Here is a 23,742-nt window from a genome sequence, read left to right as displayed (position 1 = left end):
CGATTTCCGCTAATGAACGCAAGGTAAACAGCATGTCTTCTGACAACCAGGTCAGTGCTTCATCAAGTAAGCGGGAGATCGGCAGAACGCTAGCTGCTGGTCTGTTGTTTGTGGCGGGTTACATGAGCAACTCGATTTATCCGAGTTTTGTGGATGCCATTGCCAATACTGCCCGGCTACGTGATGTGAGTATTGGGGATTTTGCTACAGCAGAATTTCTGGCTTTTGGCGCCGCGCTCTTGTTGGCGGGGCGATATTTGCCACAACGTAAGCTCAGGTTGACGGCAGGTATTTGCCTCGTCATCCATTTGTTGATGGCATATGCCATGACAAAATTTCCACCGGGGATGCTGATTATTTGCCGCTTGCTTTATGGCACAGCTAGTGGAGTACTGGTGTCAATTGCATATATTCACTTGGCTCAGTCGGCACTTCCGGGGCGGACAGTGGCAGTGTACACGACAAGTTTAATGGTCACGGGAGTGGTCTGGTCGCTGGTTTTGCCTAAAGTCGTAGTGCCGTTTTTTGGGTATTCAGAAATTTTCCTTTTTCTCACTTTCTTTTCATTTGTTGCACTTATTTTCTTAAGGTTTTGTCCCGACGAAAGTATTGTCAAAGACTCGACTGACGCCAGGTTAATCGCTTCAAAAAATGAGAAGCTTGCGTTATCGTCGGTATTGATTCTTTGCAGTGTGGGGATGTGGTCATTTTTCATGATGACTTTTTGGGTTTATGCTGATCCAATTGCGAAAAATATTCCTGGATCGGTGGCCAAAAATTGGCTAACCATTTCGCTTGTCTGCCAGATTTTCGGTGCTGCATTATCGGCATTGTTCGTCGAAAAAATTCCCGCGATTCTGGTGCTGAGTATTGGTCTTTGCATTTCTATCATTCAGATTGTTGCGATTCTTGCTGGTGTGGATGGTATCGGTTTTGTGATGTGGACAGGGATTTATGGATTCCTCGGATATTTCCTCGTTGCTTTTTATATCAAGGTTCTCAACAAAGCAGATCCGACTAACCGTGCGGTAATTTTATTTCCGGGTGTGCAGATGCTGACGTCGAGTATTGGTCCAATGCTTGTCTCCAAGTTGGTATCTGAAACCAATATATCGGGTGTATTGAAAATTGATTTGATAGCGATTGTTACTTCACCTATTTGTCTCTGGTTGGCGATGGTTGTATATAAACGAGCTGCCGGACGTGTGCAGCATGTTGGACTCGCCGGTGGTGAAAGCCATTAGATTCTGATTAAGCGGTTCTGCTGGAGATAATTGCCTGATGGGTATCTACTTCATCGAGGGCCACTTATAAAATTCGGAGTATTTGTGGATAACGTTACGAACAGTCAGGCTCTCGAGGATGCGGTAGGCAACTCTAGTAAACAAGCGCGACTTTCCGGCCGCATGGGCACGACATCACTTATGTTGACCGTGCTTGCTTTTGCTGCACCAATGGCCGTGGTCGCAGGATATCTGCCATTTACGATTGTCGCCGATGGACCCGGTGCAAGTCTGGCTTTGTGTTTGACAACCGCAATTCTGCTCTTGTTTACAGTGGGCTATGTAACCATGACGCGGCACGTTCCGAAGCCCGGGGACTTTTATGCGTTCATTAGCTCGGGCTTGGGCAACGTATCCGGATTGGGAGCCGCATTTCTGGCTGTTATATCCTATGTGGCACTTTTGCTCGGGGGCTACGTCTTTTTCGGAATTAGCGTGAGTTCGGCAATTGTTAGTGTGGGCGGAGTCCAAGCGGAATGGTGGGAATGGTCGCTGCTCGGTTGGATTGCCGTCAGTGCGTTGGGGTATTTGCACATTGAATTGTCTGCCAAGGTTCTGTCAGTTTCTATGATGATAGAAATTGCCATCGTGATGATTTTCAATGTGGCCGTGATTCACTCCGGGGGCGCGGATGGACTGTCGGTCGAACCATTTACGCCGTCAGCCTTTATTCGGGGAGATGTCGGCGTCACTTTGCTGTACGCGATTCTGCTGTTTGTCGGATTCGAGGCAACTGCGCTGTTCAGGGATGAACTGGTCGAGCCGGATCGGACTATCCCACGTGCTACATATGGCGCGGTAATTTTGGTCGGACTTTTGTATACACTTTCGTGCTATGCGCTCGTGTCGGCTTACGGCCAGCATGTATGGGATATCGCGAAAAATGATCCGGCTTCGATGTTTGCCCATGCGATCGGCATCTATGCTGGTCGGACCATGGCGCAAGTGACTCAAGTGTTCGTGATCATGTCTGTGCTCGCTTCGTTGATCTCGATCCACAATGTGCTTTCCCGCTATGTTTTCAATTTGGCCGCAGACCGGGCATTTCCGAAATACTTTTCAAGTGTGCACTCCCAACATCGCTCGCCGCATGCAGCTTCCAATCTGATTGCGTTCGTTGCGTTACTGCTCATTGGATCGCTCGTATTTACCCATGCCAATAGTGCGGAGACGTATGGGATGGCTGCGGGTATTGGTGGGCTCGGTGTTGTCGTGCTGATGGCAATGGTGAGTTATTCCGCCGTCGCGTGGTTTGTCAGAAATGGCATGCCGAAAGAAGAAAATGCCTTCAAGACATTAATTGCACCCGGAATATCCGCCATTCTTCTTACGCTGACCGCGATTTTCGGAGTTATCCATCTTGATCTGGTAGTCGGCGGAAAACCAGGGGAATATGAGTGGGTTACGTATTTCCTGCTTGCGGCATTCGCGCTCGGAAGCCTCGTTGCGTTCTATTTCCGCTGCGCAATGCCGGAGGTATATCAAAATCTTGGGCGTGCAGAGCGTGTTTTTGAGTTTTTGGCAAATCGACAGGAGCGGACCGATCAATTATCGGATTGAGCTTCGGGTCTGGCCAAGGCCTGAGCTTGCCAGCGGCGGCGCCGGATTTTGATGAGATTTGGCATTTTGCGAGGCGCGCCCTCAACGGTTCTGCCGCTTTCAATTGAACTTGGAAAAAAATATATCGTTTTGGTGTTTGTGCGCAGCCTAGTATCGCTGCATTACATTGGGGATGTTTTATGGGCATGAGAGTAAGGAAGGTTGCTGTCGCATTCGTGGCCTTGGCGACGCTGCAGGGTGTGTCGATGTTGGCGAAAGCGGGCGAGACCGATGCAGCCGCAGACTGGCGCTTGCTTGGCGGCGGTAATGATCAGCAGTTCCATAGCTCCGCAGCTCAAATTGATCAGGGAAATGTTGGCAAGCTCGGGTTGGCCTGGTATGTAAACATGGATGCGGGTGATGGTCTCGTCGGTCAGCCGCTGATCGCGGACGGCGTTATCTATCAAAGCGGGCCGCCCGGCCGAATTTACGCCAACGATCTGAAAACCGGGAAGTCGCTCTGGACGTTCACGCCGCAGACTTCCTATCCGGCAAATAGTAGCTGGACCGCATATTGGGCCTCCCATGTCAATCGCGGTCTGGCGATGGATGGGGACAATCTGTATGTTGGTGCCTACTGCAATCTTTTGGCGGTCAGCCGCACTACACACAAGCTGGTGTGGTCCGTTCCGTCCTGCGATATGACAAAGATGCAGGGCATTACCGGCGCTCCGCGTGTCGGTGGCGGCAAGGTGTTCATCGGCAATGCGTCGGGCGATATGGGGACTGACCGAGGTTTTCTGGATGCCTTTGATGGAAAAACCGGCAAGCATCTGTGGCGCTTTTACACGCAGCCTGGCGATCCTTCTAAGCCGTTCGAAAGCGAGATCATGGCGAAGGCGGCCAAAACTTGGGGTACGAATTATTGGAAATATACCCAAGGTGGTACGAGCCCCTGGGATGCCATTACTTACGACGACAAATCCAATACTGTTTATTTCGGGACGGATGGTCCTGCTCCTTGGTCGCCGAAGGATCGTGCGCCGGATGCTGGCGACGAATTGTTTACTGACTCGATTCTTGCCGTCGATGCAACGACCGGGGAGTACAAATGGCATTTCCAAACGGTCCAGCACGATGGTTGGAACTTGGCTGCGACCATGCACATCATGCTGGCTGATTTGCCTTCTGCGGATGGCGGTAGTCGCCGTGTGGTGATGACTGCGCCCAAGAACGGCTTCTTTTATGTGCTGGACGCCAAGACGGGTCAATTCATCAGCGCCAAGAACTATGTGCCAGTGAATTGGACCAAGGGCCTTGATCCGAAGACCGGCCGGGCGATCCCGTCTGATGAAGGGAATTACTGGGACGGCAGGACAGGTAATGTGATTCCTTTGCCTGGTGATGTAGGCGCGCATAGCTGGGAGCCGATGGCTTACGACCCCAAGAATCATCTCGTTTTCATCCCGGCCTCGATCGTGCCAGTTTCCATGTATCCAAGTAAGGATTCTTTCGGTGGTGTTGCTGCTGACTACTATTACGGTTTCCGGGCTGATGCCAAGATGAAGACTCATGGCGAGTTGATTGCTTGGGATCCGCAAACTCAAACAGCGCGGTGGAAGGCCGATCGACCGTTGCCGGTGAATGGTGGTGTGTTGGCTACCGCGAGTGGTCTGGTTTTTGAGGGGACGGGCGACGGTAAGGTGCAGGCTTTTGCTGCCGATTCAGGGAAGTTGCTCTGGACATACGATGTCGGTGGGTGCGTGCTTGCTGCACCAACCGTGGTGACGGTGGATGGTACGGAATACCTGATCATCGCCAGCGGCAATGGAGGTGCGTCGGGCATGCGTGGAATTCCCCGCCTGATGAATACCTTGCGCAGCCAAGGTCCGGCGCGCCTGCTTGCCTTCAGGCTGGGCGGTGCTTTGAGGTTGCCGATTGCATCTCCTGCCGCGTTCCCCAAGCCAAGCTTGCCGAAACCGGCCGATGAGCTTGCGGCAGCCCGCGGTGGGCTGGTCTTTTCGAAAAATAGTTGTTCCGCATGCCACGGCTTAAACGCAGTGGGTCCGGGTGCCAGCATCATTCCCGATCTTCGCATGATGTCGGCCGGTACGGAGTCAGCTATGCACCAGATCGTGATTGATGGCGCTTTCAAGCAGGCCGGTATGCCAGCCTTCTCGGATATGACTGCCCAGGAACTCTCGGATCTGAAGGTTTACATCGAATCCCAGGCATGGAAGGGATATGCGGCAGATCAGGCTCGTCGACACGGCGGCGCTTCGGATCCTGTGAACTGAACGATACTTCACGTGAAGGGGCGCGTACCTTAGGTTCGCGCTTCTCGCGTCGATGAATAATTTTCTGAAACAGTGCCCCGTTACCGGAGGGGGCAGAAGATGTTCGGCGTCCGATTTTCTTCGTTAATCGAGGGTGATGGAAGCACATTGCAAGTTAAGCCAAGATCAATATCTTTTAGGACTAGAAAATGTCGAGTAAAGAGCAAACTAACAATGCCCTGATGGCACGACGAGCGAAAGCAGTGCCCAGAGGGATTGGAAATGCTCACCCCGTTTTTGCGGAGCGTGCCAGGAACGGTGAAATCTGGGACGTTGAAGGTAATCGCTATATCGATTTTTGCGCGGGGATTGCTGTTCTGAACACGGGCCACCGTCATCCCAAAATCTCGGCGGCTGTCGCCCAGCAGGCGGAAAAGTTTTCGCATACCTGCTTCCAGGTGGTCGCGTATGAATCGTACGTCGAGCTTGCAGAGCGACTGTCGGCCCTCGCGCCCGGGAATTTCGAGAAGAAGGCGTTCTTCATGACCACGGGTGCGGAAGCCGTGGAAAACGCTATCAAGGTCGCACGCCATCATACAAAGCGTTCCGCTGTCATTTCGTTCGACGGCGCGTTCCACGGTCGCACTTTCATGGCGATGGCGCTGACCGGGAAAGTCGCCCCATACAAGGCCGGCTTTGGCCCGATGGCCGCCGAAGTGTATCAGGCGCTTTACCCGTCGGAGCTCGAAGGGGTCTCGACGGAATGCGCGCTTCATAGTGTCGAACGTCTGTTCAAGTACACGGTGGATCCGCATCGCGTAGCCGCAATCATCGTAGAGCCTGTACAGGGCGAAGGCGGCTATACGCCCGCACCCGCTGCGTTCCTGAAAGGCCTACGCGAAATTTGCGACAAGCACGAAATCGTGCTGATTGCCGATGAGATTCAGACCGGCGTGGGTCGAACCGGGCGTATGTTCGCGATGGAGCATCACGGCGTGGTGCCGGACCTGACGACGATGGCCAAGGGTCTCGGTGGCGGTATGACCATTTCGGCTGTTGTGGGCCGCGCAGATATTCTGGATTCGGTGCCGGCAGGTGGTCTTGGCAGCACATATGCGGGCCATCCGATGGCCTGTGTTGCTGCACTGGCTGTCCTGGACGTGATGAAGGAAGAGCAGCTTTGTGCTCGCAGTGAAGCTATCGGCGAGCGTATGCGCGGACGGCTCAATGGGCTGCGCTCACGCGTGCCCGAGATTGCCGATGTCCGCGGACTGGGTGCCATGACCGGCATCGAGTTCATGAAGAGCAATCAGCCCGCTCCGGAACTTGCCAATGCGTTGAAGGCGGAAGCATTCAATCGCGGCCTGCTTCTGCTGACGTGCGGCTCGTACGGCAATGTCCTGCGGATCATGCTGCCATTGACGGTGTCCGACGCAATTGTTGACGAGGGAATCGACATCATCGAAGGGATTTTGCTTGAGCTAACTGCCGGAGCTCCGGCTTCAACGTCCGTGTTGATGTCTGAGCGTCCCTGATTGAGTGACTGCAAAGTAGAGAGTTTTAAGGTGCTGGCATGAAAACTAGTTTCATTGGTGGAGAGTGGCGCCAAGGCACCGATATATATCGGAACATCAATCCTTCGGATACGACGGATGTCGTCGATGAATTTTCACAGGCGGACCAGACGCTCGCGGAATCGGCAATCGATAGTGCGCACGAGGCCTTCGGAAGCCGGAAAGTGCTCGGCATCCAGGCGCGCGCAGAGGCGCTTGATAAGGTTGGAAACGAGCTGCTTGCGCGTAGAAATGAGCTTGGTGAGCTTCTGTCACGTGAAGAGGGAAAAACAAGGCCGGAAGGAATCGGTGAGGTCACACGTGCGGGGCAGATTTTCAAATTCTTTGCCGGAGAAGTCGTTCGCCAGCGAGGGGAGCATCTGGACTCGGTGCGGCCTGGCGTGACCGTAGATATAGCGCGTGAGGCAGTGGGAGTCGTCGGCATTATCACACCTTGGAACTTTCCGATTGCCATTCCGGCATGGAAGATTGCCCCTGCTCTGGCGTACGGTAACTGCGTTGTCTTTAAACCGGCCGAAGGCGTGCCATCTTCCGCGTGGGCACTGAGCGAGATCATTAGCCGGGCTGGGTTCGGCGATGGCGTGTTCAATCTTCTGATCGGCCGAGGCAGTGTTGTCGGCAAGACTATGTTGGAAAGTCCCAAGGTAGATGCCATCACCTTTACTGGTTCCACGATCACCGGTGCACGAGTGATGGCGACGGCGGGCGCCCGCTTTGCAAAGCTACAGTTGGAAATGGGCGGGAAAAATCCGCTCGTTATTACTGACGACGCAGATCTTGAGACCGCCCTCAATTGCACCATCCAGGGCTCCTATTACTCGACGGGACAGCGCTGCACAGCTTCGAGCCGAATTATCGTCACAGAGGGGATCTACTCAAAATTTCGTGACGCGCTTATCGATCGACTCGGTAGCCTGCAGGTCGGACACGCGCTGGCTCCCGACACCGACATCGGGCCGGTCGTCGACGCTAACCAACTTGAGACAGATCTGAAGTACGTCGGCATAGGTAAGAACGAGGGCGCAACACTTGCATATGGTGGTGAGCATTTGACGCGCGACACAAACGGCTATTTCATGGCGCCGGCATTGCTCACCGATGTAGACAACACAATGCGCGTCGCTCGGGAAGAGATTTTTGGCCCGGTGGCATGTCTGATTGCAGCCCGCGACTTCGACGACGCCTTGCAGAAGGCAAATGATTCTGAATTTGGTCTTTCCGCAGGTATCTGCACGACTTCGCTCAAGCTTGCCAGTCATTTCAAGCGCGAGATTCAGGCAGGAATGGTGATGGTCAATGTGCCTACTGCCGGAGTCGATTATCACGTACCGTTTGGAGGTAGAAAAGCGTCTAGTTATGGTTCACGAGAACAAGGGAGCTACGCCGCGGAGTTCTATACCACGGTGAAGACCTCATATAACGGCTAGGCGCCTAGTGCGTTTGCCCAATGGTATTTTTTGTAAGTGGAGAATCTGCGTGGAAACACCTCGTCGTACCTTTTTGATCGGGACCATTGGCTTCGCTTCGGGCCTTGCAATGTCGCGGTTCGCTTTTGCTGACGCAGCCTCAGTGTCGGAAGCCGACCCCATGGCAGGAGCGCTTGGCTATAAGACCAACGCGGCCAAGGTTGATAAAACAAAATACTCGAGGTATGCCGTCGGTCAAGCTTGTGGCAATTGCGGCTTATTTCAGGGCACACCGAATAGTACATCCGCACCATGCTCTGTATTTACCGGCAAGCAGGTTGCCGCCAAGGGATGGTGCAGCGCCTATAGCAAAAGGGCGTGAAGCTGATCCAAGCCGGAGAGGGCCCTCACCGGTTTTACTAAGTGCTCGCGGGGGCATCCGCCAATTGATCTGGTTAAGGTTTTATTTTTCGAAAACAAAGTTCGATAAATAGATAAAGCTCGTTATTAAATCGAGTGTACCATTGGTCTATAAGAGGCGCGCTAATTTTATATTTTTTTGGAATTCATAGCTGTTTATATAATTAAATTTCGAAAAATGTAACTTCTCAATTGTCACGGTGCCCAATTTTCCCGAATTTCAGTCAAGTAACGATCTATATTGAATGAGGTAGCATATGAACTACGCGCAAGATTTGCTCGCAACAGATCATCGTCACCTGATTCATCCATTTTTGCCTAAAGACAAGCTTGAACGTACGATTTTTACGCGCGGCAAGGGTTGCAAACTCTGGGATGTGCAGGGGCGGGAATATCTGGATGGAACGGGTGGGCTATGGCTGGCTCAAATCGGTCACGGACGTGAAGAAATCGCCGAAGCAGCTGCGCGTCAGATCAAGCAGCTTGAGTACTTTACTTGCTTCTGGGATTATTCCCACGAACGTGCAATTGAGCTTGCCGAAGTGCTTGCAGTGCTTGCACCTGACGAGCTACAGATGAGCTTTTTTACTAGCGGTGGATCCGAAGGCGACGATGCCGCCATCAAAACCGCTCGCTTTTATCATGCTCAAAAGGGCCAGCCCAGCCGTACCTGGATTCTTTCACGGAACTCCGCCTATCATGGTGCCGCTTACGGTGGAGGAACAGCTACCGGCTTCGAAGCAATGCGCGAAGGCACCGGACCCGGGTTGCCGCACGTAGCCTACCTGACAGCGCCGAATGCATATCGCAATTACTACTTCGATGGTCAGGACCCTACTGATTTCTGCGTCGCGGAACTTGAGAAGACTATCGCGTCTATCGGGGCTGAAAACATTGCGGCAATGATCGCCGAGCCAATCATGGGTGTCGGTGGCATGGTCATTCCCCCGGCCAATTACTGGACCCGAATGTCTGCTGTGCTGAAAAAACACGGAATCCTTCTGATTTTTGATGAAGTGGTCACCGCTTTCGGACGCACCGGCACCTGGTTTGCGTCCGAAAGGTTTGGCGTTACACCGGATATTGTGGTCACTGCTAAAGGGATCTCGAGCGGTTATATCCCTTTGGGTGCGGTATTGATGACCCGTGAGGTGGCCGATATTGTTCGAGAAGGGTATGGAATCCCTTTCGGCTATACCTATTCGGGACATCCCGTTGCGTGCGCGGTGGCCTTGGAAAATCTTCGGATTATTAAGGATGAAGACCTGATTGCTCGTTCTAACGAGATGGGGGCATATTTCGCAGAGCAGTTCACCGCGCTGCGTGACAATCCTTGTGTCGGTGAAGTGCGGCAAATAGGCATGGCTATCGGGATCGAATTGGTCACGGACAAGAAATCACGTCAACCCATCCCCGAGGCCGCATTAACTATTCCGGACGTTATCCGAGAGGAAACGGGCGTGATTGTCCGAATCAGCAATTATAACAATATCTGCATGTCACCGCCGTTGACGATAACCAGAGAAGAAGCGGATAGAGCGGTCGAAGCGGTGTGCGGTGTTTTAAAACGACTGAAGCCGGACGGTACTGTTTGATGCAGGTTAGGGTTGAAGCGCTGTGCCCGTTTCGGGCCCGTGTTTCAGCTACCGTGAATGCATCGTACCAAAGCCTGAGTATGTTTGGGAGTTTGGTGATGAGCCAGTTGAGCGGACGCTGGCTTGCATCATAAATCGGGTACTGTTATGAGCGATGAGCGAGTTGTAATTATTGGCGGGAGCCACGGCGCGGCCCAGCTTGCTGCGAGTCTTAGGCAGGAAGGGTGGGCAGGGAAAATTTCACTTGTTAGTGCCGAGGCGGTCATACCGTATCATCGTCCACCACTTTCGAAAGCCTACCTGGCGGGTGCACAACATCCCGACGAAATTCTCATTCGACCGGCAAATTTTTACGACACGGCGAATGTGGAGTTGGTCTTGGGAAGGCGCGTGGTCGCAATCGACCGGAACGAAAAGTCAATTAAACTGACCAATGGTGCCCGGATTTCTTATGACAAGCTTGCTCTAACCACCGGGGCATCCGCCAGGAAGCTGACGCTTCCTGGCGTTCATTTGCCGGGCGTTTTGTATCTCCGGGAAATAAAAGATGTGGATCAGATCCGTGAGTTCGCTGGACGAGGCAAGCGCGCGGTCGTTATAGGGGGTGGCTATATTGGATTGGAAGCGGCGGCATCGCTACGAAATCTGGGCATGCATGTAACGATAGTCGAAGCTTCTTCAAGGGTATTGCAACGTGTTACCGTGCCAGAAATTTCAGAGTTCTACACGCGAATCCATCGAGAGGAAGGCGTAGAGATTCTGACCGGGATGACGGCGAGTTCTATCAACGGCAACCTTCAGGTCGAGAGTGTTTCGTGTGGTGACGGATTGCAATTGAAGGCTGATCTGGTAATTATTGGTATCGGCGTGCGACCGGAAATCAGTCTCGCAGAAGACGCCGGGCTCGAGATTAATGATGGCATTCGAGTAGACGAATTTGCCAGGACAAGCGATCACGACATTTTGGCAGCGGGCGATTGCACAAGCCATTGCAATCCGATCTATCAAAGATTTATTCGCCTTGAATCGGTCCAGAATGCGACTGATCAAGCCAAAACGGCAGCCAAAACAATTTGCGGAAAGCTTGAGCCTTACAGGGCGCTACCTTGGTTTTGGTCGGATCAATATGACGTAAAGTTGCAAATCGCAGGTCTGTCGCAGGGCTATGATCACATTGTGATTCGTGGGGAATGGAAGGCGGCCCGGAGCTTTGCCGTGTTCTATTTCAAGGAACGCAAATTTCTCGCAGTGGATGCGATCAATCGTCCTAAAGAGTTCATGCTGTCGCGCCGCCTGCTGACGGACGGTCATTCGCCGGATCGGGAGCGGCTTCACGACGAAGCTCTACCTATCCAAGATCTACTTATAGCGTAACGGGTTAGGGGAAAGTTGTGCCTGTAATCGAATTTATCTGCCACGATGGTGCGATCCATCGTGTTAACGTCACATCCGGGACAAGCGTCATGCAAGCGGCGGTGCGTCAGGGGCTAGATGCCGTGCTGGCCGAGTGCGGGGGGTGCAGCAGCTGCGGGACGTGCCATGTGTATATAGATGAGGCTTGGACGGACAAATTGAACGCGCCAAGCGAAACCGAGCGAAGTATGCTTGACTGCCTAATAAATCCTGCGCCCAATAGCCGGCTCAGCTGTCAGATACAGATGTCAGACGAACTCGACGGTCTTGTAGTTCGTCTTCCCGAATCGCAATTCTGATTCAACGTACGCCATCCGTTCATGGCGGTTCGGCGCTTCCTCGGCACCAATCTACGGCGCAGTCAAGTTTTTCGAACGCGCATCCAGACTATCAGTCCAACTGTGCTTGCAGCCGCCCGCATTTTTGCAGGGGAACGCGGTAGCTTGGCATACGGCATGCCCCGTGTGTGAGGCAGCAGTCTGGCAAACGGATGGTCGCTTGTGACCTGATCAGCTCTAGCGCGATCCTGCGCTGGCGCCTGGCCTCCTTCTCAGGGAGTCGACCGCTTTATGCCTGCGGCCGTTTAAAAATGCCATTCATAAAAAGTGAAACATAAGTGTCGGCGATTTTTTCAATATTCTGCTGATGCTTAGGTGAGATCCAGTTCACCATCCAGTTGCAGGCTCCGAGCACAGCATTGGCCACGATGTCAGGCGCGAGCGGATGCATGCTCCCATTCGTTACACCTTCCGATACTGCCTGCCTGAAAATTGCGTCATATTTAACGATGATGCCGCGGACCTCTTTTTGTCGCTGCTCAGATAAGGCCTGGATGTCGCGGTAAAAGACGGTGGCCCACTCACGGTGCTCCGCAAGGAAGCGTACGTGCATGCGAATCAAGCTCGTCAAGCGATCGGCGGGGTCGGGAACTGACTCAGCAATGCGTTCGGCTCCCCCAACAAAGTGCCCCGAGATATAGTTGAACACAGCCCACAACAACTCATCCTTACTCTCGAAGTAGTAGTACACACTCGACTTTGTGTAGCCAAGCGTGCTGGCGACTTCGTCAAGAGCTACGGACCGTACACCACGTTCGGCAAACAAAGTTGCGGCACTTTTAATAATTTCCTCGCGCACGAGCAACCGCTTCAGCGATCTGACGTTGCCCTTTTTAGAGGCCGGAGGCGCAGACGTCTCTGTAGCCGTCTGGTGTGCAGTGTTTTTAACGAGTCGAGGCATTCGGAGCTGTGCGGTCGAGCAATCGAGAGAGGACGTTTGCCCGAAGTAATGGGGGGAGAAACACCGGTTCCCTGTCCTGTCTCCGCCCAACTTAGGCAGATCAAAGCGACGGTGAGAACTTGGGCGGGAGTACGGTCAAAAATTCTTCTGTTCAGTCTAATCATGCAACTGGCCAACGTCAACGTCCTGCACAGCATGCGGAGTAGGTACAAATACCCCCCCAAAAAACATTTTGACTCGTTGACAAAATAAGGCAAGAAGCAATAAATTCGACTTCAGAGTCAAAAAACAGTCTACCAAGAAGGAGTTCTGGATGGCGTCGTCGAATCCGCCGAGCGAGAGGGTTGAATCCGAGCAGTCTACGCCGCCCGGCATCGGTGCACAGGCTTGGATCACGCTTGCGATGGCAACTGCGATCTACACCTTGAACGTCGCTGACCGCTTCATTTTCTCAACGCTGCTCCAGCCCATTAAGCACGAATTCGGGCTTTCTGATGGAGGCGTCGCAAGTTTGAATCTCGCCCTCGGCCTCGTTCTGATGGTCTTGGGCGTTCCGGCTGGCGTCATCGCCGATCGATACAGCCGTCGCATGCTTCTGGGCATTTGTGCGATTACGTTTTCATCAATGACAGCCTTAGGTGGAATGGTGACGGGCATGTCTGCTTTTGTCGCGACGCGCTTAGGCTTAGGCCTCGGCGAAGCCGGCTGTACACCCCCGTCTCTCACGCTCATTGCCGACCGCTTTCCGGTGGCGCGTCGAGGCGTCGCAATGACGATTTTCACTTTAGGCGTATGCGGTGGTTCGTGCCTCGGAACCGCCTTGGCGGGGTCGCTTAGCGATCAATATGGCTGGCGGGCCACCATGGTTATCTTCGGTGCCTTCGGGCTCCCGCTGGGGGCAATTGCAATGCTCCTCGTGCGCGAGCCGACCCGCGGTGCGGCTGACGACATAGTCATTGCATGCAATGACCCATCAGGTACCCGCAATAATGGTCTGCTGGCCGCGCTTACTCACGTCAGGAAAGAGAAGGCGCTTCTTTTCGTGATCCTCGGCGGTGCGACCATTTGTACTTGGGGTTGGGGATTGCTTTGGTGGACACCCGCATTCCTGGTGCGAACCTACGGACTCACGGGGGCACAGACTGGAGCCGTGCTAGGCAAGCTGCATTTAATAGGTGGTGCGTCCGCAACGATATTCGTCGCTTTCGTTATGCACTGGCTTTCACAGCGCCCGGCCAGGACGCAGATCTGGGCGATTGCCACCGTTATCGCCTGCGCTGCAGTGGCATCGATCGTCGCCTACACAGCCAGTAACCGAGAACTTTTCGTGCTTTGCCTGTGGCTCTACGTCCCAACGTTATACATGTATACCGGGCCGACATTCAGTCTTATCAACAATATGTCACCGCCCGCTCTTCGCGCCAAGATCGTTTCAATGTTTCTTCTCGCCACCAGCTTCGGAAACCTCATCCTCGCTCCTATGGTTATAGGCTACTGCTCCGACTTCTTTGTCAGTGCTGGTGCGAGTACCGGTGAGGGATTACGACAGGCAATGGCGGTGTTCGCGCCGCTCGGTCTTGTTGCAGCCGTCGCGTATGCCGCTGCGGGTTTTTGCTCCGCAGCGCGTCCCGATAGCGCGAGGCGAGGCAACCGCTCAACGACAATCTCCGCAGGTATTGAGTAATGAACCACGCTAACCTCGCAATCGATCATGCCAAGGTCGACCCAAGCCGTGTCGCTGTCCAAATGGGCACCCGCGCGGTCACGTATGGTCAATTTGTTGAAGCGTCTGAGATGCTCGCTCTGGGATTGAGGCGCCACGGCATCGGCGTGGGCGAGCGCGTAATGCTGTTCGCAGACAACGCCATCGAGTCGCTCATTGTCTATCATGCAGTCGCACGACTTGGCGCCGTTCTCGCGCCGGTGCATGTTTCGTTCAAAATCCGGGAGCTGGCTTACGCGCTATCTAACGCAAAGCCGTCCTTGATCATTACAACCTCGGATCTTTTCGAGACATTGAAAGCCGGGCTGATTGAAACGAGCCTCAACCCAGCGATCGTTTTCCTCGACAACACTCCCCAGGTGGGTTACCCGCATTTATCCGATCTGATGGCCGAGCCTGACTCGTTCCCTCCGATCGACTTTCCGCCCGAACAGCCGCTGCTCATTAGCTATACATCCGGAACGACGTCGCTGCCAAAGCCGGTCCTGCGTTCCCACGGCGCAGAAACCTGGAGCGCGAAAGCGTATCGTGACGCCTGGAACTTTGAGCGTGATGACCGGTTACTCGTAGCCATGTCGCTAAGCTGGGTCTTTGGGCTGTGCTCGCTTTCCCAGTCTGCGTTCGCCGCCGGGGCAACCATCGTACTCGAGACGAAATTTAGTCCGACGCGAGCACTGGAGTTGATTGCAGCCAAAGAAGTAACAGCCTTCGCCGGGACGATGAGCATGTACGCAATGATGCTTCAAGTTCTCAATCAGCAGGCGTTCGATACCTCCGCGCTTCGTAAAACAATCCTTGGTGGAGAGCCACGAAATGAGGTCGTAGTAGCCGAAATGCAAACGCGTCTGGGCTTGCGGCTTTGCGAAGCGTGGGCAATGACTGAGTCCTTTCCCGCGCTTGCTATTCACCCGGTACATGATGTTGATGCACCGCCGACAAGCTTGGGACGATGTGTACCGGGCATCGAGATCAAGCTAGTCGATGCAGACGGTTGGGATGTGGCGGTAGACGAGCCCGGCGAGGCTTGGGTTCGCGGCCCGGGCGATTTTCTTGCCTATGCCGACGAGCCTGAATTAACCGCTTCTCGCCGCACAGCCGACGGCTGGCTGCGCTCGGGTGACATCCTTAAGCGCGACGCGCTCGGATACTACACGTTTGTCACCCGTCAGAGCGAAATCATCATCCGAGGCGGCGTCAACATATCGCCCGCCGAAGTGGAATCGGCGATCTGCGCTCATCCGGACGTCCTCGATGCAGTGGTCATTGGCCTGCCAGACAACGTATTAGGGGAGACCGTAGCGGCCCTTGTAATCGTCCGTAACGACAACAGCCTGGATACCGGGAAGGTGCTGGAATTCCTTGCTGATCGCATCGCACGATTCAAGATTCCCACGAACCTTTTCCAAGTAACCGCGATGCCGGCGGGAACAACGGGGAAAAAGAATCGGGTTGAGGCGCGACGCATCGCCGTTGCACTGCATGCACAAGCGCTTCAAGTCCACGTTGAATTACCGCGGGCTTAGCGCGCATTAACAAAGAGCATTGCAGGCGGCATTGCTGCGGTCACCCGGCCGAATATGTACGACTCCATGGAGATTTTGTAGTGGCAGACCCTAGACTTGCACAAGCGGCCGCGATCGTCGGCGCATACGAGCATCCCACCCGCTTCGCTCCGGAAAAAAGTGAATGGCAGTTACTTGCCGAAGCATGTCGCGGAGCCGTTAATGACGCTGGTTTGTCGCCTGCCCACGTCGACGCGCTGTTCGTTGCCGCAACGGCGCCCGAGGGTGGCCAGCTCGGACTGTGCGCATCCACGATGGCAGCTGATTATCTGAACATCAAACCCAAGTTCATCGATGAAACCGATGTGGGCGGTGCGTCGCTTGGCTATTACGTGAATCGGGCGGTCCTTGGCATTCACGCAGGCCTTTTTAAGTGCGCCCTAATCGCCTACGGGGCGACCACCAAGTCACGCAAGGTCAATGTGGGTACGGTGTCTTATAACCAGCTTACTGGCCAGGAAATGGTGCCGATCCCCGACGCATTTGAGCAGATTTATGGCACAACTGTCATTGCTTTCATGGGGATGCTGACGCAGCGCTATATGCACGATACGGGCTTGACAAGCGAACAGCTTGCCCATGTGGCAGTCACCATGCGCGAGCACGCGCAACTCAATCCCAACGCGCTTCGACGCGACTCGATAACGGTCGACGACGTGCTTGCATCGCCGATTATCGCGACGCCGCTGCGCAGGCTCGACTGCTGCATCGTCAGCGACGGCGCGGGCGCAATTATCGTCGCTCATCCCGACCTGTTCGCGGAGTGCGCCAAGCCGCCGGTATGGATCCGGGGTTGGGGTGAAGCGCTCATGACGCACGGAGGAGGCCACACCGACTGGGCGACCGAGAGTCGCGAAATGGTGGCGCGCGCCTGCGGCGATGCATACGCCATGGCGGGACGCCGCCCGAGTGACATCGATACGGCGATGATCTACGACGCCTTTACATTCAACGTAATCGTCGACCTCGAAGGCGCCGGGTTCTGTCCGGTTGGGGAGGGCGGCGCCTTCGCCGCAGCCGGTGAGATGAAGCTAAATGGTGGATCCCTCCCGGTAAATCCCGATGGCGGCGGTCTGTCCTCCAATCATCCTGGTCGTCGTGGAATCTTTATGTTCATCGAAGCTGTACGCCAGTTGCGAGGTGAGGCAACGGGGCGTCAAGTCAAGAACGCGAAGGTCGCGATGTGCACCGCTACGGGTGCTGCGTTTTTGGCCCGCCGCGGGTCTGCGGCCCATATTCTCGAGATCTAAATATGACTACCAACACGCTAGCGTGGACCGGCCCGTTACCGTCGACTGTCAATGAAACGCAACCATTTTGGGACGCTTGCAATCGCAGTGAGTTCCTGGTTCAGCGTTGCCAGTCATGTGGGAGAGTTCAATACCACTACCGCGCATTTTGCTGCCACTGTTGGTCCGACGAGGTCGAGGATCTTCCGATTGCGGGAACCGGAAAGGTTTGGACTTTCAGTATTGTCAAAGTCAACCGTTCCCCACAGTTTTCTAGCTGGGGCGTCTACGCAACCGGGGTGATCGCGCTTCCTGAAGGCGTGAAGGTCATATCGCGCATTCTTGCGGACGACCTCGATCGCTTAAAAATTGACGCTGATGTCCGCTTGCTTTTCGCGACTGCGGAAAGTGGTCAAAACATTCCTGTGTTCAAACTAGAAGGATAGAGCCGCAATGATACTTGACTTCCATACGCATCTGCTTGACAAGGGCCATTGGCCAAACGAATGGTGGGATTACGTCGCCAATCAATGGGCGAGCGCTGAACCGGGTCGCACGACTGACCAGATCCGAGGAAAAATCGAAGCCGGTCTTATTGACCCCGACGGATCTCGCATGATCGCCGACATGGACGCGGCCGGAGTTGACGCGGCTGTCGTATTACCGATTGATTGGGGCCCAGACTTCCATTCGGAAAAGTCAGTCGATGAGGTCGTGGCTCATGCGATCGCGTGTCAAGAACGCTATCCCGGGCGTCTCATTGCATTTGGCGGCATCGATCCGAGACGGCCCGGTGCGCCCGAGAAAGTCGACGCTTGGCTGAGTTCCAGGCGGGTGAACGGTCTAAAGCTGTACCCGAATTGCGGGTGGATGCCAGGTTCACCCGAAGCGATTGCTGTGTACGAAGTTTGCCTCGCTCACGATGCGCCAATTTTGTTCCACACCGGCCATCCATTGCCGTTGCTCGACGAGTCATGGTCTCGCCTGGACAATTTTCTTCCGGTCGTCGAAGCTTTTCCTCAGTTGAAGGCTGTCTTGGGTCATGCAGGCGCACCGTGCGAGTTTGAAAACGCGCTTCGCGTAGCCGAAAAATCCGAAGCCGCCACACTGGAATTATCGGTATGCCTCTGGGATGACCACAACCAGGAGGCCGAAATAGCGCTGGCCAAGCGCGTGGCGAAAGCTATCCAAGTCATCGGCGCGGAACGCATTCTTTTTGGTACCGATCACGTCTCCGGGAAGCGGGTGCGCGGCCCCGGATTTCTCAAGACACTCGTTGACAAGTTTCACCGGATGCCTGACATGGCGCGGGCCGGGGGTACGTCCATTTCACCGAACGACATGGAAAAGGTCATGGGCTTGAACGGCCTAGATCAATTGCCTCACTTTAAATGGCAAGCTGTCGCTCTTTGAGTGACAAAAGGCCCTTTAACGCCGCAACGTCCTTGCTGCAGAGGATGTCCGACGCGGATTAGTCAACGCTATCACGAACTGCTAATAGTCAACATGCAAACATTACTCGCCAAACAGCTAGGCATCGATGCACCGATCTTCGCCTTCAGTCATTGCCGTGACGTCGTCGTAGAGGCGAGCAAAGCAGGAGCGATCGGTGTCCTGGGCTGTGTCGGCTTCACGCCCGAAGAGCTCGAGGTTCAGCTTGAGTGGATCGACGAACGCATTGGCGGAAAGCCGTACGGTGTAGATGTAGTCATGCCTGAAAAGGACCCGTGGGCAGACGAGGCAGATCTGAGTCGATTGCACGCGAAGCTCAAGGCCATGATTCCGCCCGAGAACATTGCCTATGCAAAAAAGGTCCTCGCGGACAACGGCGTTCCCGAGTTGCCGGCTGGTATCGAGCACGAAGGGGATTACCTCATTCGATCGACCGCCGCAACGGCGCGTCGCCACGTCGAAATCGCTCTGAAGCATCCCCTGGTTCGTCTCGTGGCCAACGCTCTGGGCGCACCGCCGGCCGACGTGACGGCAATGATCAAGGAAAGCGGGCGATTGCTTGCGGGCCTGTGCGGGGAGGTGTCACAAGCGAAGCGCCACGCAGCGGCGGGAGTAGACATCATTATCGCCCAGGGCACCGAGGGCGGAGGACACACCGGCGAGATCGGCTCGATGGTGCTCTGGCCCGAGGTCGTCGAAGCTGTTGCGCCGGTGCCGGTTCTCGGGGCGGGCGGAGTAGGCAGTGGCGCTCAGATCGCAGCAGCGCTAATGCTGGGGGCCCAAGGGGTCTGGACCGGATCGCTATGGCTCACGACCGTTGAATCAGATCTCACGGACCAACAACGAGAGCTGTTAATAGAGGCCCGCAGCCGCGATACCACGCGCTCCAAGTCGCTCACGGGTAAGCCTTGCCGGATGTTGAAGAACGAGTGGACCAAGGCATGGGAGGCGCCGAGTGCGCCGAAGACGCTCCCACTGCCGCTTCAAGACATTGTCGCAGCCGAGGCAACTGGACGTGCGCGGGCGTACCCCGATAAGGCGAAGGCCGTGACGATCAATCCGGTCGGTCAAATCGTTGGTCGCTTGAACACAATCGAACGCACCCGCGACGTCATCTATCGCCTTATTGAAGAGTATTACGCGAGTACCGAACGGTTCCGCCCTCTTATGATCTGGGAGTGAAGATTCTAGGTTCACCGTAGTTATATCGTCCCACCCTGCCAAACACTGGAGCTTGCATGAGTAAAAGACTTGCCGTCGCGGGCATTGTCGTACTGACCGCCCAGCCAACATACGCGCAGAGTAGCGTGACGCTGTATGGCTTGATCGACGACGGGATAACCTATGTGAACAACGTCCAGACGGCCGGAACCGCTGGGCGAAAGAAAGCAAGCCAGACCTACCTTGCGAGCAGCATTCTCGCCGGTAGCCGTTGGGGGATTCGAGCGGTAGAAGATCTCGGCGGTGGGATGCGCACGATCGTGGTACTGGAAAGCGGCTGGGACATGAATACCGGGAGATTCCAGCAAGGGGGGGACTACATGGGCCGCCAGGTCTATATCGGTTTGGGTAATTCCGTGGGAACCGTAACGCTCGGTCGTCAATATGACCTCTTGCTGGATTTCAATGCCTTGACGACGTCAAATCCGTGGGGCAGCGGCTACACGGCACACATTTCCGATCTTGATAATCTGAGCGGTACATATCGCGTCAATAACGCGATTAAATTCAAGACTCAGCCGTACCACGGGGTCGTATTTGGGTTTATGTACAGTCTGGGCGGGATCGCGGGCGACGTCACGCGCAACCAGCAACTTGCTGTTGGAACCACGTATGTGAACGGCCCGTTCTACGGCGCAATGACTTACCTCGCCGCGCGAAACCCGAACATTTCTGTTTATGGAAACACCCCGTCTGCGGGCCCCGCGACGACGAACAACATCGGCGCGACGACCCTAACCGGCGTGCAGGGAAACCCGGCGATCTCAGGTTACGCATCTGCTCACTCGAAAGATATCTTCGCTGTTGGGATGAACTACAAGATCGGTGGCGGAACACTTTACGCTAACTACTCAAATGTCCGTTTTTCTGGCCTTGGGGACACGAGTGCCGGCCCGAATCCTTTTGGATACCAAGGCACCGCAGTGTTCAACACCGCGGAGCTTGACTACTCATACTATGTGACCCCGGCGTTTATGCTGGGGGGCGGCTATGTGTTCACTAAAGGAACAGGACCAAACGGTAACAACGCAAAGTATCATCAACCCCAGGTGACGTTCGACTATTTCTTGTCGAAGCGCACAGACATCTATGGGGCGTTGATATACCAAAAAGCAACTGGACGCGACTCGACTGGTCAACAAGCTGTCGCATCAATCACGGCAATAACGCCGTCGACGAGCGACCGACAGTTTGCAGCTCATGTCGCCATTCGCCATACGTTCTGAAGCAATAAGAGACATGTTTGCTGATTATGGCTATTTTTCCAACCGACTTTCGTGCGAATGCATTAGGAATCCTACATTGAAGATCCTGGTACCGGTAAAGAGGGTGGTCGACTATAACGTGAAAGTCCGTGTCAAAGCCGACGGTTCCGGAGTCGACATATCCAACGTAAAGATGTCGATGAATCCGTTCGATGAAATCGCAGTGGAAGAAGCTGTGCGCCAGAAAGAAACAGGCGTAGCTACTGAAGTCATCGCGGTTTCGTGTGGCATTTCCCAGTGCCAGGAGACGCTGCGCACCGCCATGGCTATCGGAGCCGATCGCGGCATTTTGATTGAAACTGCCGTGGAACTCGAGCCGCTTGCTGTCGCCAAGCTTCTGAAGGCACTAGTGGACAAGGAGCGGCCTCAACTCATCATCCTGGGAAAGCAGGCGATTGATGACGACTCTAATCAGACAGGTCAGATGCTTGCTGCGCTCGCCGGTATGCCACAAGCTACCTTCGCATCACGGGTGACGTTGGAAGGCAGTACCGCGGTTGTGTCGCGGGAAGTTGACGGTGGAGCGGAAACCTTGTCTCTTACCCTGCCGGCGGTCGTCACGACGGATTTGCGGCTGAACGAGCCTCGTTACGTGACGCTGCCCAATATCATGAAGGCAAAGAAAAAATCGCTCGAGATTATCAAGCCGGATGATCTCGGCGTGGACGTCACGCCTCGCTTGAAGATCATGAAATTCGTTGAGCCGACCACGCGTTCCGCCGGCATCAAAGTGCCTGATGTCAAGACATTGGTTGAGAAACTTAAGATCGAAGCTAAGGCTTTGTGAGGAGGATATGAGATGACCATTTTAGTAATCGCGGAACACGATAACGCCTCCCTCAAGCCTGCGACGCTCAATACTGTAACGGCCGCACTAAAAATGGGCAGTGATGTTCATGTCTTCATCGCAGGATGGAACGCGCAGGCCGCCGCTGCCCAGGCTGCGACGATTGTGGGCGTCAGCAAGGTGTTAGTCGCTGACGACCCAGCGCTTGCGGACGGCCTGGCAGAAAACGTCGAAGCGACTGTGCTGAATATCGCTAAAAATTACACGCACATTCTGGCTCCGGCGACAGCGTACGGGAAGAACGTTGCGCCGCGGATCGCGGCACGTCTCGACGTGGCACAAATTAGCGATATTACAGCGGTCGTTAATCCTGAAACCTTCGAGCGTCCGATATATGCAGGTAGTGTTATCGCCACGGTTCAGTCCAACGACGCCATTAAAGTGATTACCGTGCGGGCCACTGGCTTCGATGCTAGCTCGATCAACGGCGATAGCGCAGAAATCTCTGCAATTGAGGCGTCTGCGGGCACTAGCCGATCGCAGTTCGTCGGTCGCGAAGTCGTCAAGTTGGACCGTCCCGAGCTAACGAGCGCTAGCGTTATTGTCTCCGGTGGCCGCGGCCTCGGCAGTAGCGAAAACTACTACAAGCTTTTGGAGCCGTTAGCTGACAAGTTGGGCGCCGCCCTCGGTGCGTCGCGTGCCGCAGTAGACGCAGGTTTCGCGCCGAACAATTACCAGGTGGGACAAACCGGGAAGATCGTTGCGCCGCACCTATATGTTGCAGTCGCAATCTCGGGAGCAATTCAACATCTTGCCGGGATGAAAGATTCGAAGGTGATTGTCGCAATCAACAAGGACCCAGAGGCACCAATCTTTAGCGTTGCCGATTACGGCCTGGTAGGCGACCTGTTCAGTGCGGTCCCTGAGCTCACATCGAGCTTGTAAGGGTCGCTGTCGGTTACTCGGCGTTTTCCACAGGTTTGTACGTTTTGACCTCGAACACTGCGCGCTATGGAGCCGGTGCCGGCGGCTCACGGTCATACATGGAATCAAGGCACATGTGGACTCCGCACCAAGCCTTAACAGGGAAGACCCTCTGGTGCTTGAAGCGGGCAGTGGCTCGCCCGCAACGATTTATTGGCACGCACTTTTTTAATCCGGTGCCGGTGATGCCGTTTTTTGAAATCGTTTCGTTGCCCGGGACCGACTCAGGAACACTAAAGCATTCGTTGCGCTTCGTCGAACGCCTTGGAAAACAATCGGTGATAGTTTCAGACTCGCCGGGCTTTGTTGTCAATTGCCTTCTCATCCGTATGATTAACGACGCTTTTGCTCCGCTCGATGAAGATGTAGCGAAGCCGGATAATATCGATCTGGCCATGAAAACAGGGAGCGACCAACCTATCGCTCCGTTGAGACTGGCGGATCTGATTGGACTTGATGTTTGCCCGGCGATCTTGGAGTCGCTCCATGGCAGGCCGTCGAGCGATCGATACCTACCGCCGGCGAGCTTGCGGCGATATGTGTCCGAGGGGAGGCTTGGACGAAAGACAGGTCGGGGCGTTTGTGAACATCGTTGAGGCGCCCCCGAACACCGATTTTCGCGATCGAAAGACAACACGGCGGTACCTCTTGTATCGTACGCGGCCCTTAAGCTTGGAACGCATTTGGTTTGCGTTCCCAGTGCAACTTTGGGTTCTACGAGGCCAGTTACGTAGCAGGCGTTCTTCTCACGGTACAAAGCTAGTACGGATCTCG

The 23,742-nt window shown here is 54.7% G+C and carries 20 protein-coding genes; 19 read left to right on the top strand and 1 reads right to left on the bottom strand.

The features are described 5' to 3' along the window. Positions 1–32: 32 nt before the first annotated feature. From B0G81_RS42020 to B0G81_RS41980, 9 genes are all read left to right on the top strand, one after another. Entirely contained in the window at positions 33–1,244 is a 1,212-nt protein-coding gene (locus B0G81_RS42020) for a hypothetical protein (RefSeq protein WP_134143959.1), read from the top strand. Between the two features lie 84 nt (positions 1,245–1,328). Beyond that, entirely contained in the window at positions 1,329–2,843 is a 1,515-nt protein-coding gene (locus tag B0G81_RS42015; protein ID WP_208328655.1) for an APC family permease, read from the top strand. Between the two features lie 179 nt (positions 2,844–3,022). Continuing rightward, positions 3,023–5,119, top strand: a complete 2,097-nt coding sequence (locus tag B0G81_RS42010) for a PQQ-binding-like beta-propeller repeat protein (RefSeq protein WP_134143958.1) — start codon at positions 3,023–3,025, stop codon at positions 5,117–5,119. Positions 5,120–5,307: 188 nt separating this feature from the next. Further along, positions 5,308–6,633 (top strand): 4-aminobutyrate--2-oxoglutarate transaminase, encoded by a 1,326-nt coding sequence (gene gabT / locus B0G81_RS42005; RefSeq protein WP_166679212.1) that lies wholly within the window; start codon positions 5,308–5,310, stop codon positions 6,631–6,633. 38 nt (positions 6,634–6,671) lie between these two features. After that, positions 6,672–8,099: an aldehyde dehydrogenase family protein gene (locus B0G81_RS42000; RefSeq protein WP_134143957.1), complete on the top strand. Its 1,428-nt coding sequence runs from the start codon at positions 6,672–6,674 to the stop codon at positions 8,097–8,099. A 49-nt stretch (positions 8,100–8,148) separates the two neighbouring features. Beyond that, entirely contained in the window at positions 8,149–8,460 is a 312-nt protein-coding gene (locus B0G81_RS41995) for a high-potential iron-sulfur protein (protein ID WP_120298577.1), read from the top strand. Positions 8,461–8,755: 295 nt separating this feature from the next. Continuing rightward, positions 8,756–10,093 carry an aspartate aminotransferase family protein gene (locus tag B0G81_RS41990; RefSeq protein ID WP_120298578.1) on the top strand — a complete coding sequence of 446 codons (1,338 nt, stop codon included), beginning with the start codon at positions 8,756–8,758 and terminating at the stop codon, positions 10,091–10,093. 123 nt (positions 10,094–10,216) lie between these two features. Continuing rightward, positions 10,217–11,467, top strand: a complete 1,251-nt coding sequence (locus B0G81_RS41985) for an FAD/NAD(P)-binding oxidoreductase (protein WP_243856922.1) — start codon at positions 10,217–10,219, stop codon at positions 11,465–11,467. 17 nt (positions 11,468–11,484) lie between these two features. Continuing rightward, positions 11,485–11,805, top strand: coding sequence for a 2Fe-2S iron-sulfur cluster-binding protein (locus B0G81_RS41980; protein ID WP_120298580.1), 321 nt, complete (start codon positions 11,485–11,487; stop codon positions 11,803–11,805). A gap of 268 nt (positions 11,806–12,073) precedes the next feature. On the opposite strand, the gene B0G81_RS41975 is transcribed toward B0G81_RS41980, so the two are convergent. After that, on the bottom strand, positions 12,074–12,745 hold the full coding sequence (locus tag B0G81_RS41975) for a TetR/AcrR family transcriptional regulator (protein ID WP_120298581.1): 672 nt from the start codon (positions 12,743–12,745) through the stop codon (positions 12,074–12,076). Positions 12,746–13,058: 313 nt separating this feature from the next. On the opposite strand from B0G81_RS41975, the gene B0G81_RS41970 reads away from it, so the two are divergent. The 10 genes from B0G81_RS41970 to B0G81_RS41925 all read left to right on the top strand — a co-directional run bounded on the left by B0G81_RS41970 (position 13,059) and on the right by B0G81_RS41925 (position 23,564). Next, positions 13,059–14,429 carry an MFS transporter gene (locus tag B0G81_RS41970; RefSeq protein ID WP_120298582.1) on the top strand — a complete coding sequence of 457 codons (1,371 nt, stop codon included), beginning with the start codon at positions 13,059–13,061 and terminating at the stop codon, positions 14,427–14,429. Then, on the top strand, positions 14,429–15,991 hold the full coding sequence (locus tag B0G81_RS41965) for a class I adenylate-forming enzyme family protein (protein ID WP_120298583.1): 1,563 nt from the start codon (positions 14,429–14,431) through the stop codon (positions 15,989–15,991). Before B0G81_RS41970 ends, B0G81_RS41965 begins: the two co-directional genes overlap by 1 nt. An 80-nt stretch (positions 15,992–16,071) precedes the next feature. Next, positions 16,072–17,280 (top strand): thiolase domain-containing protein, encoded by a 1,209-nt coding sequence (locus B0G81_RS41960; RefSeq protein WP_134143956.1) that lies wholly within the window; start codon positions 16,072–16,074, stop codon positions 17,278–17,280. A gap of 2 nt (positions 17,281–17,282) precedes the next feature. Further along, complete coding sequence (locus tag B0G81_RS41955; protein WP_120298585.1) at positions 17,283–17,705, top strand: OB-fold domain-containing protein; 423 nt, start codon at positions 17,283–17,285, stop codon at positions 17,703–17,705. Positions 17,706–17,712: 7 nt separating this feature from the next. Then, positions 17,713–18,672 carry an amidohydrolase family protein gene (locus B0G81_RS41950; RefSeq protein ID WP_134143955.1) on the top strand — a complete coding sequence of 320 codons (960 nt, stop codon included), beginning with the start codon at positions 17,713–17,715 and terminating at the stop codon, positions 18,670–18,672. Positions 18,673–18,765: 93 nt separating this feature from the next. After that, on the top strand, positions 18,766–19,893 hold the full coding sequence (locus B0G81_RS41945; RefSeq protein ID WP_120298587.1) for a nitronate monooxygenase family protein: 1,128 nt from the start codon (positions 18,766–18,768) through the stop codon (positions 19,891–19,893). A 56-nt stretch (positions 19,894–19,949) separates the two neighbouring features. After that, positions 19,950–21,158, top strand: a complete 1,209-nt coding sequence (locus B0G81_RS41940; RefSeq protein WP_120298588.1) for a porin — start codon at positions 19,950–19,952, stop codon at positions 21,156–21,158. A gap of 76 nt (positions 21,159–21,234) precedes the next feature. Beyond that, a complete protein-coding gene (locus B0G81_RS41935) occupies positions 21,235–21,984 on the top strand; it encodes an electron transfer flavoprotein subunit beta/FixA family protein (protein ID WP_120298662.1) in 750 nt (249 codons plus the stop codon). Between the two features lie 12 nt (positions 21,985–21,996). Beyond that, positions 21,997–22,929, top strand: a complete 933-nt coding sequence (locus tag B0G81_RS41930; RefSeq protein WP_134143954.1) for an electron transfer flavoprotein subunit alpha/FixB family protein — start codon at positions 21,997–21,999, stop codon at positions 22,927–22,929. Between the two features lie 113 nt (positions 22,930–23,042). Beyond that, positions 23,043–23,564 carry a 3-hydroxyacyl-CoA dehydrogenase family protein gene (locus tag B0G81_RS41925; protein WP_166679211.1) on the top strand — a complete coding sequence of 174 codons (522 nt, stop codon included), beginning with the start codon at positions 23,043–23,045 and terminating at the stop codon, positions 23,562–23,564. The last annotated feature ends 178 nt before the right edge of the window (positions 23,565–23,742 follow it).

The sequence above is a fragment of the Paraburkholderia sp. BL6665CI2N2 genome, from assembly GCF_004366535.1.
Taxonomy (GTDB): domain Bacteria; phylum Pseudomonadota; class Gammaproteobacteria; order Burkholderiales; family Burkholderiaceae; genus Paraburkholderia.
The sequence above is the reverse complement of the archived record's forward strand: the minus strand, read 5'-3'. Positions and strand labels throughout refer to the sequence as shown.

Excerpts from the sequence above, each read along its gene's own strand:
- B0G81_RS41975 (WP_120298581.1), bottom strand. The coding sequence starts at position 12,745 with ATGCCTCGACTCGTTAAAAACACTGCACACCAGACGGCTACAGAGACG.
- B0G81_RS41970 (WP_120298582.1), top strand. The coding sequence starts at position 13,059 with ATGGCGTCGTCGAATCCGCCGAGCGAGAGGGTTGAATCCGAGCAGTCT.
- B0G81_RS41990 (WP_120298578.1), top strand. The coding sequence starts at position 8,756 with ATGAACTACGCGCAAGATTTGCTCGCAACAGATCATCGTCACCTGATT.
- B0G81_RS42000 (WP_134143957.1), top strand. The coding sequence starts at position 6,672 with ATGAAAACTAGTTTCATTGGTGGAGAGTGGCGCCAAGGCACCGATATA.
- B0G81_RS41940 (WP_120298588.1), top strand. The coding sequence starts at position 19,950 with ATGAGTAAAAGACTTGCCGTCGCGGGCATTGTCGTACTGACCGCCCAG.
- B0G81_RS41965 (WP_120298583.1), top strand. The coding sequence starts at position 14,429 with ATGAACCACGCTAACCTCGCAATCGATCATGCCAAGGTCGACCCAAGC.
- B0G81_RS41945 (WP_120298587.1), top strand. The coding sequence starts at position 18,766 with ATGCAAACATTACTCGCCAAACAGCTAGGCATCGATGCACCGATCTTC.
- B0G81_RS41950 (WP_134143955.1), top strand. The coding sequence starts at position 17,713 with ATGATACTTGACTTCCATACGCATCTGCTTGACAAGGGCCATTGGCCA.
- B0G81_RS41925 (WP_166679211.1), top strand. The coding sequence starts at position 23,043 with ATGTGGACTCCGCACCAAGCCTTAACAGGGAAGACCCTCTGGTGCTTG.
- B0G81_RS41930 (WP_134143954.1), top strand. The coding sequence starts at position 21,997 with ATGACCATTTTAGTAATCGCGGAACACGATAACGCCTCCCTCAAGCCT.
- B0G81_RS42020 (WP_134143959.1), top strand. The coding sequence starts at position 33 with ATGTCTTCTGACAACCAGGTCAGTGCTTCATCAAGTAAGCGGGAGATC.
- gabT (WP_166679212.1), top strand. The coding sequence starts at position 5,308 with ATGTCGAGTAAAGAGCAAACTAACAATGCCCTGATGGCACGACGAGCG.
- B0G81_RS42010 (WP_134143958.1), top strand. The coding sequence starts at position 3,023 with ATGGGCATGAGAGTAAGGAAGGTTGCTGTCGCATTCGTGGCCTTGGCG.
- B0G81_RS41955 (WP_120298585.1), top strand. The coding sequence starts at position 17,283 with ATGACTACCAACACGCTAGCGTGGACCGGCCCGTTACCGTCGACTGTC.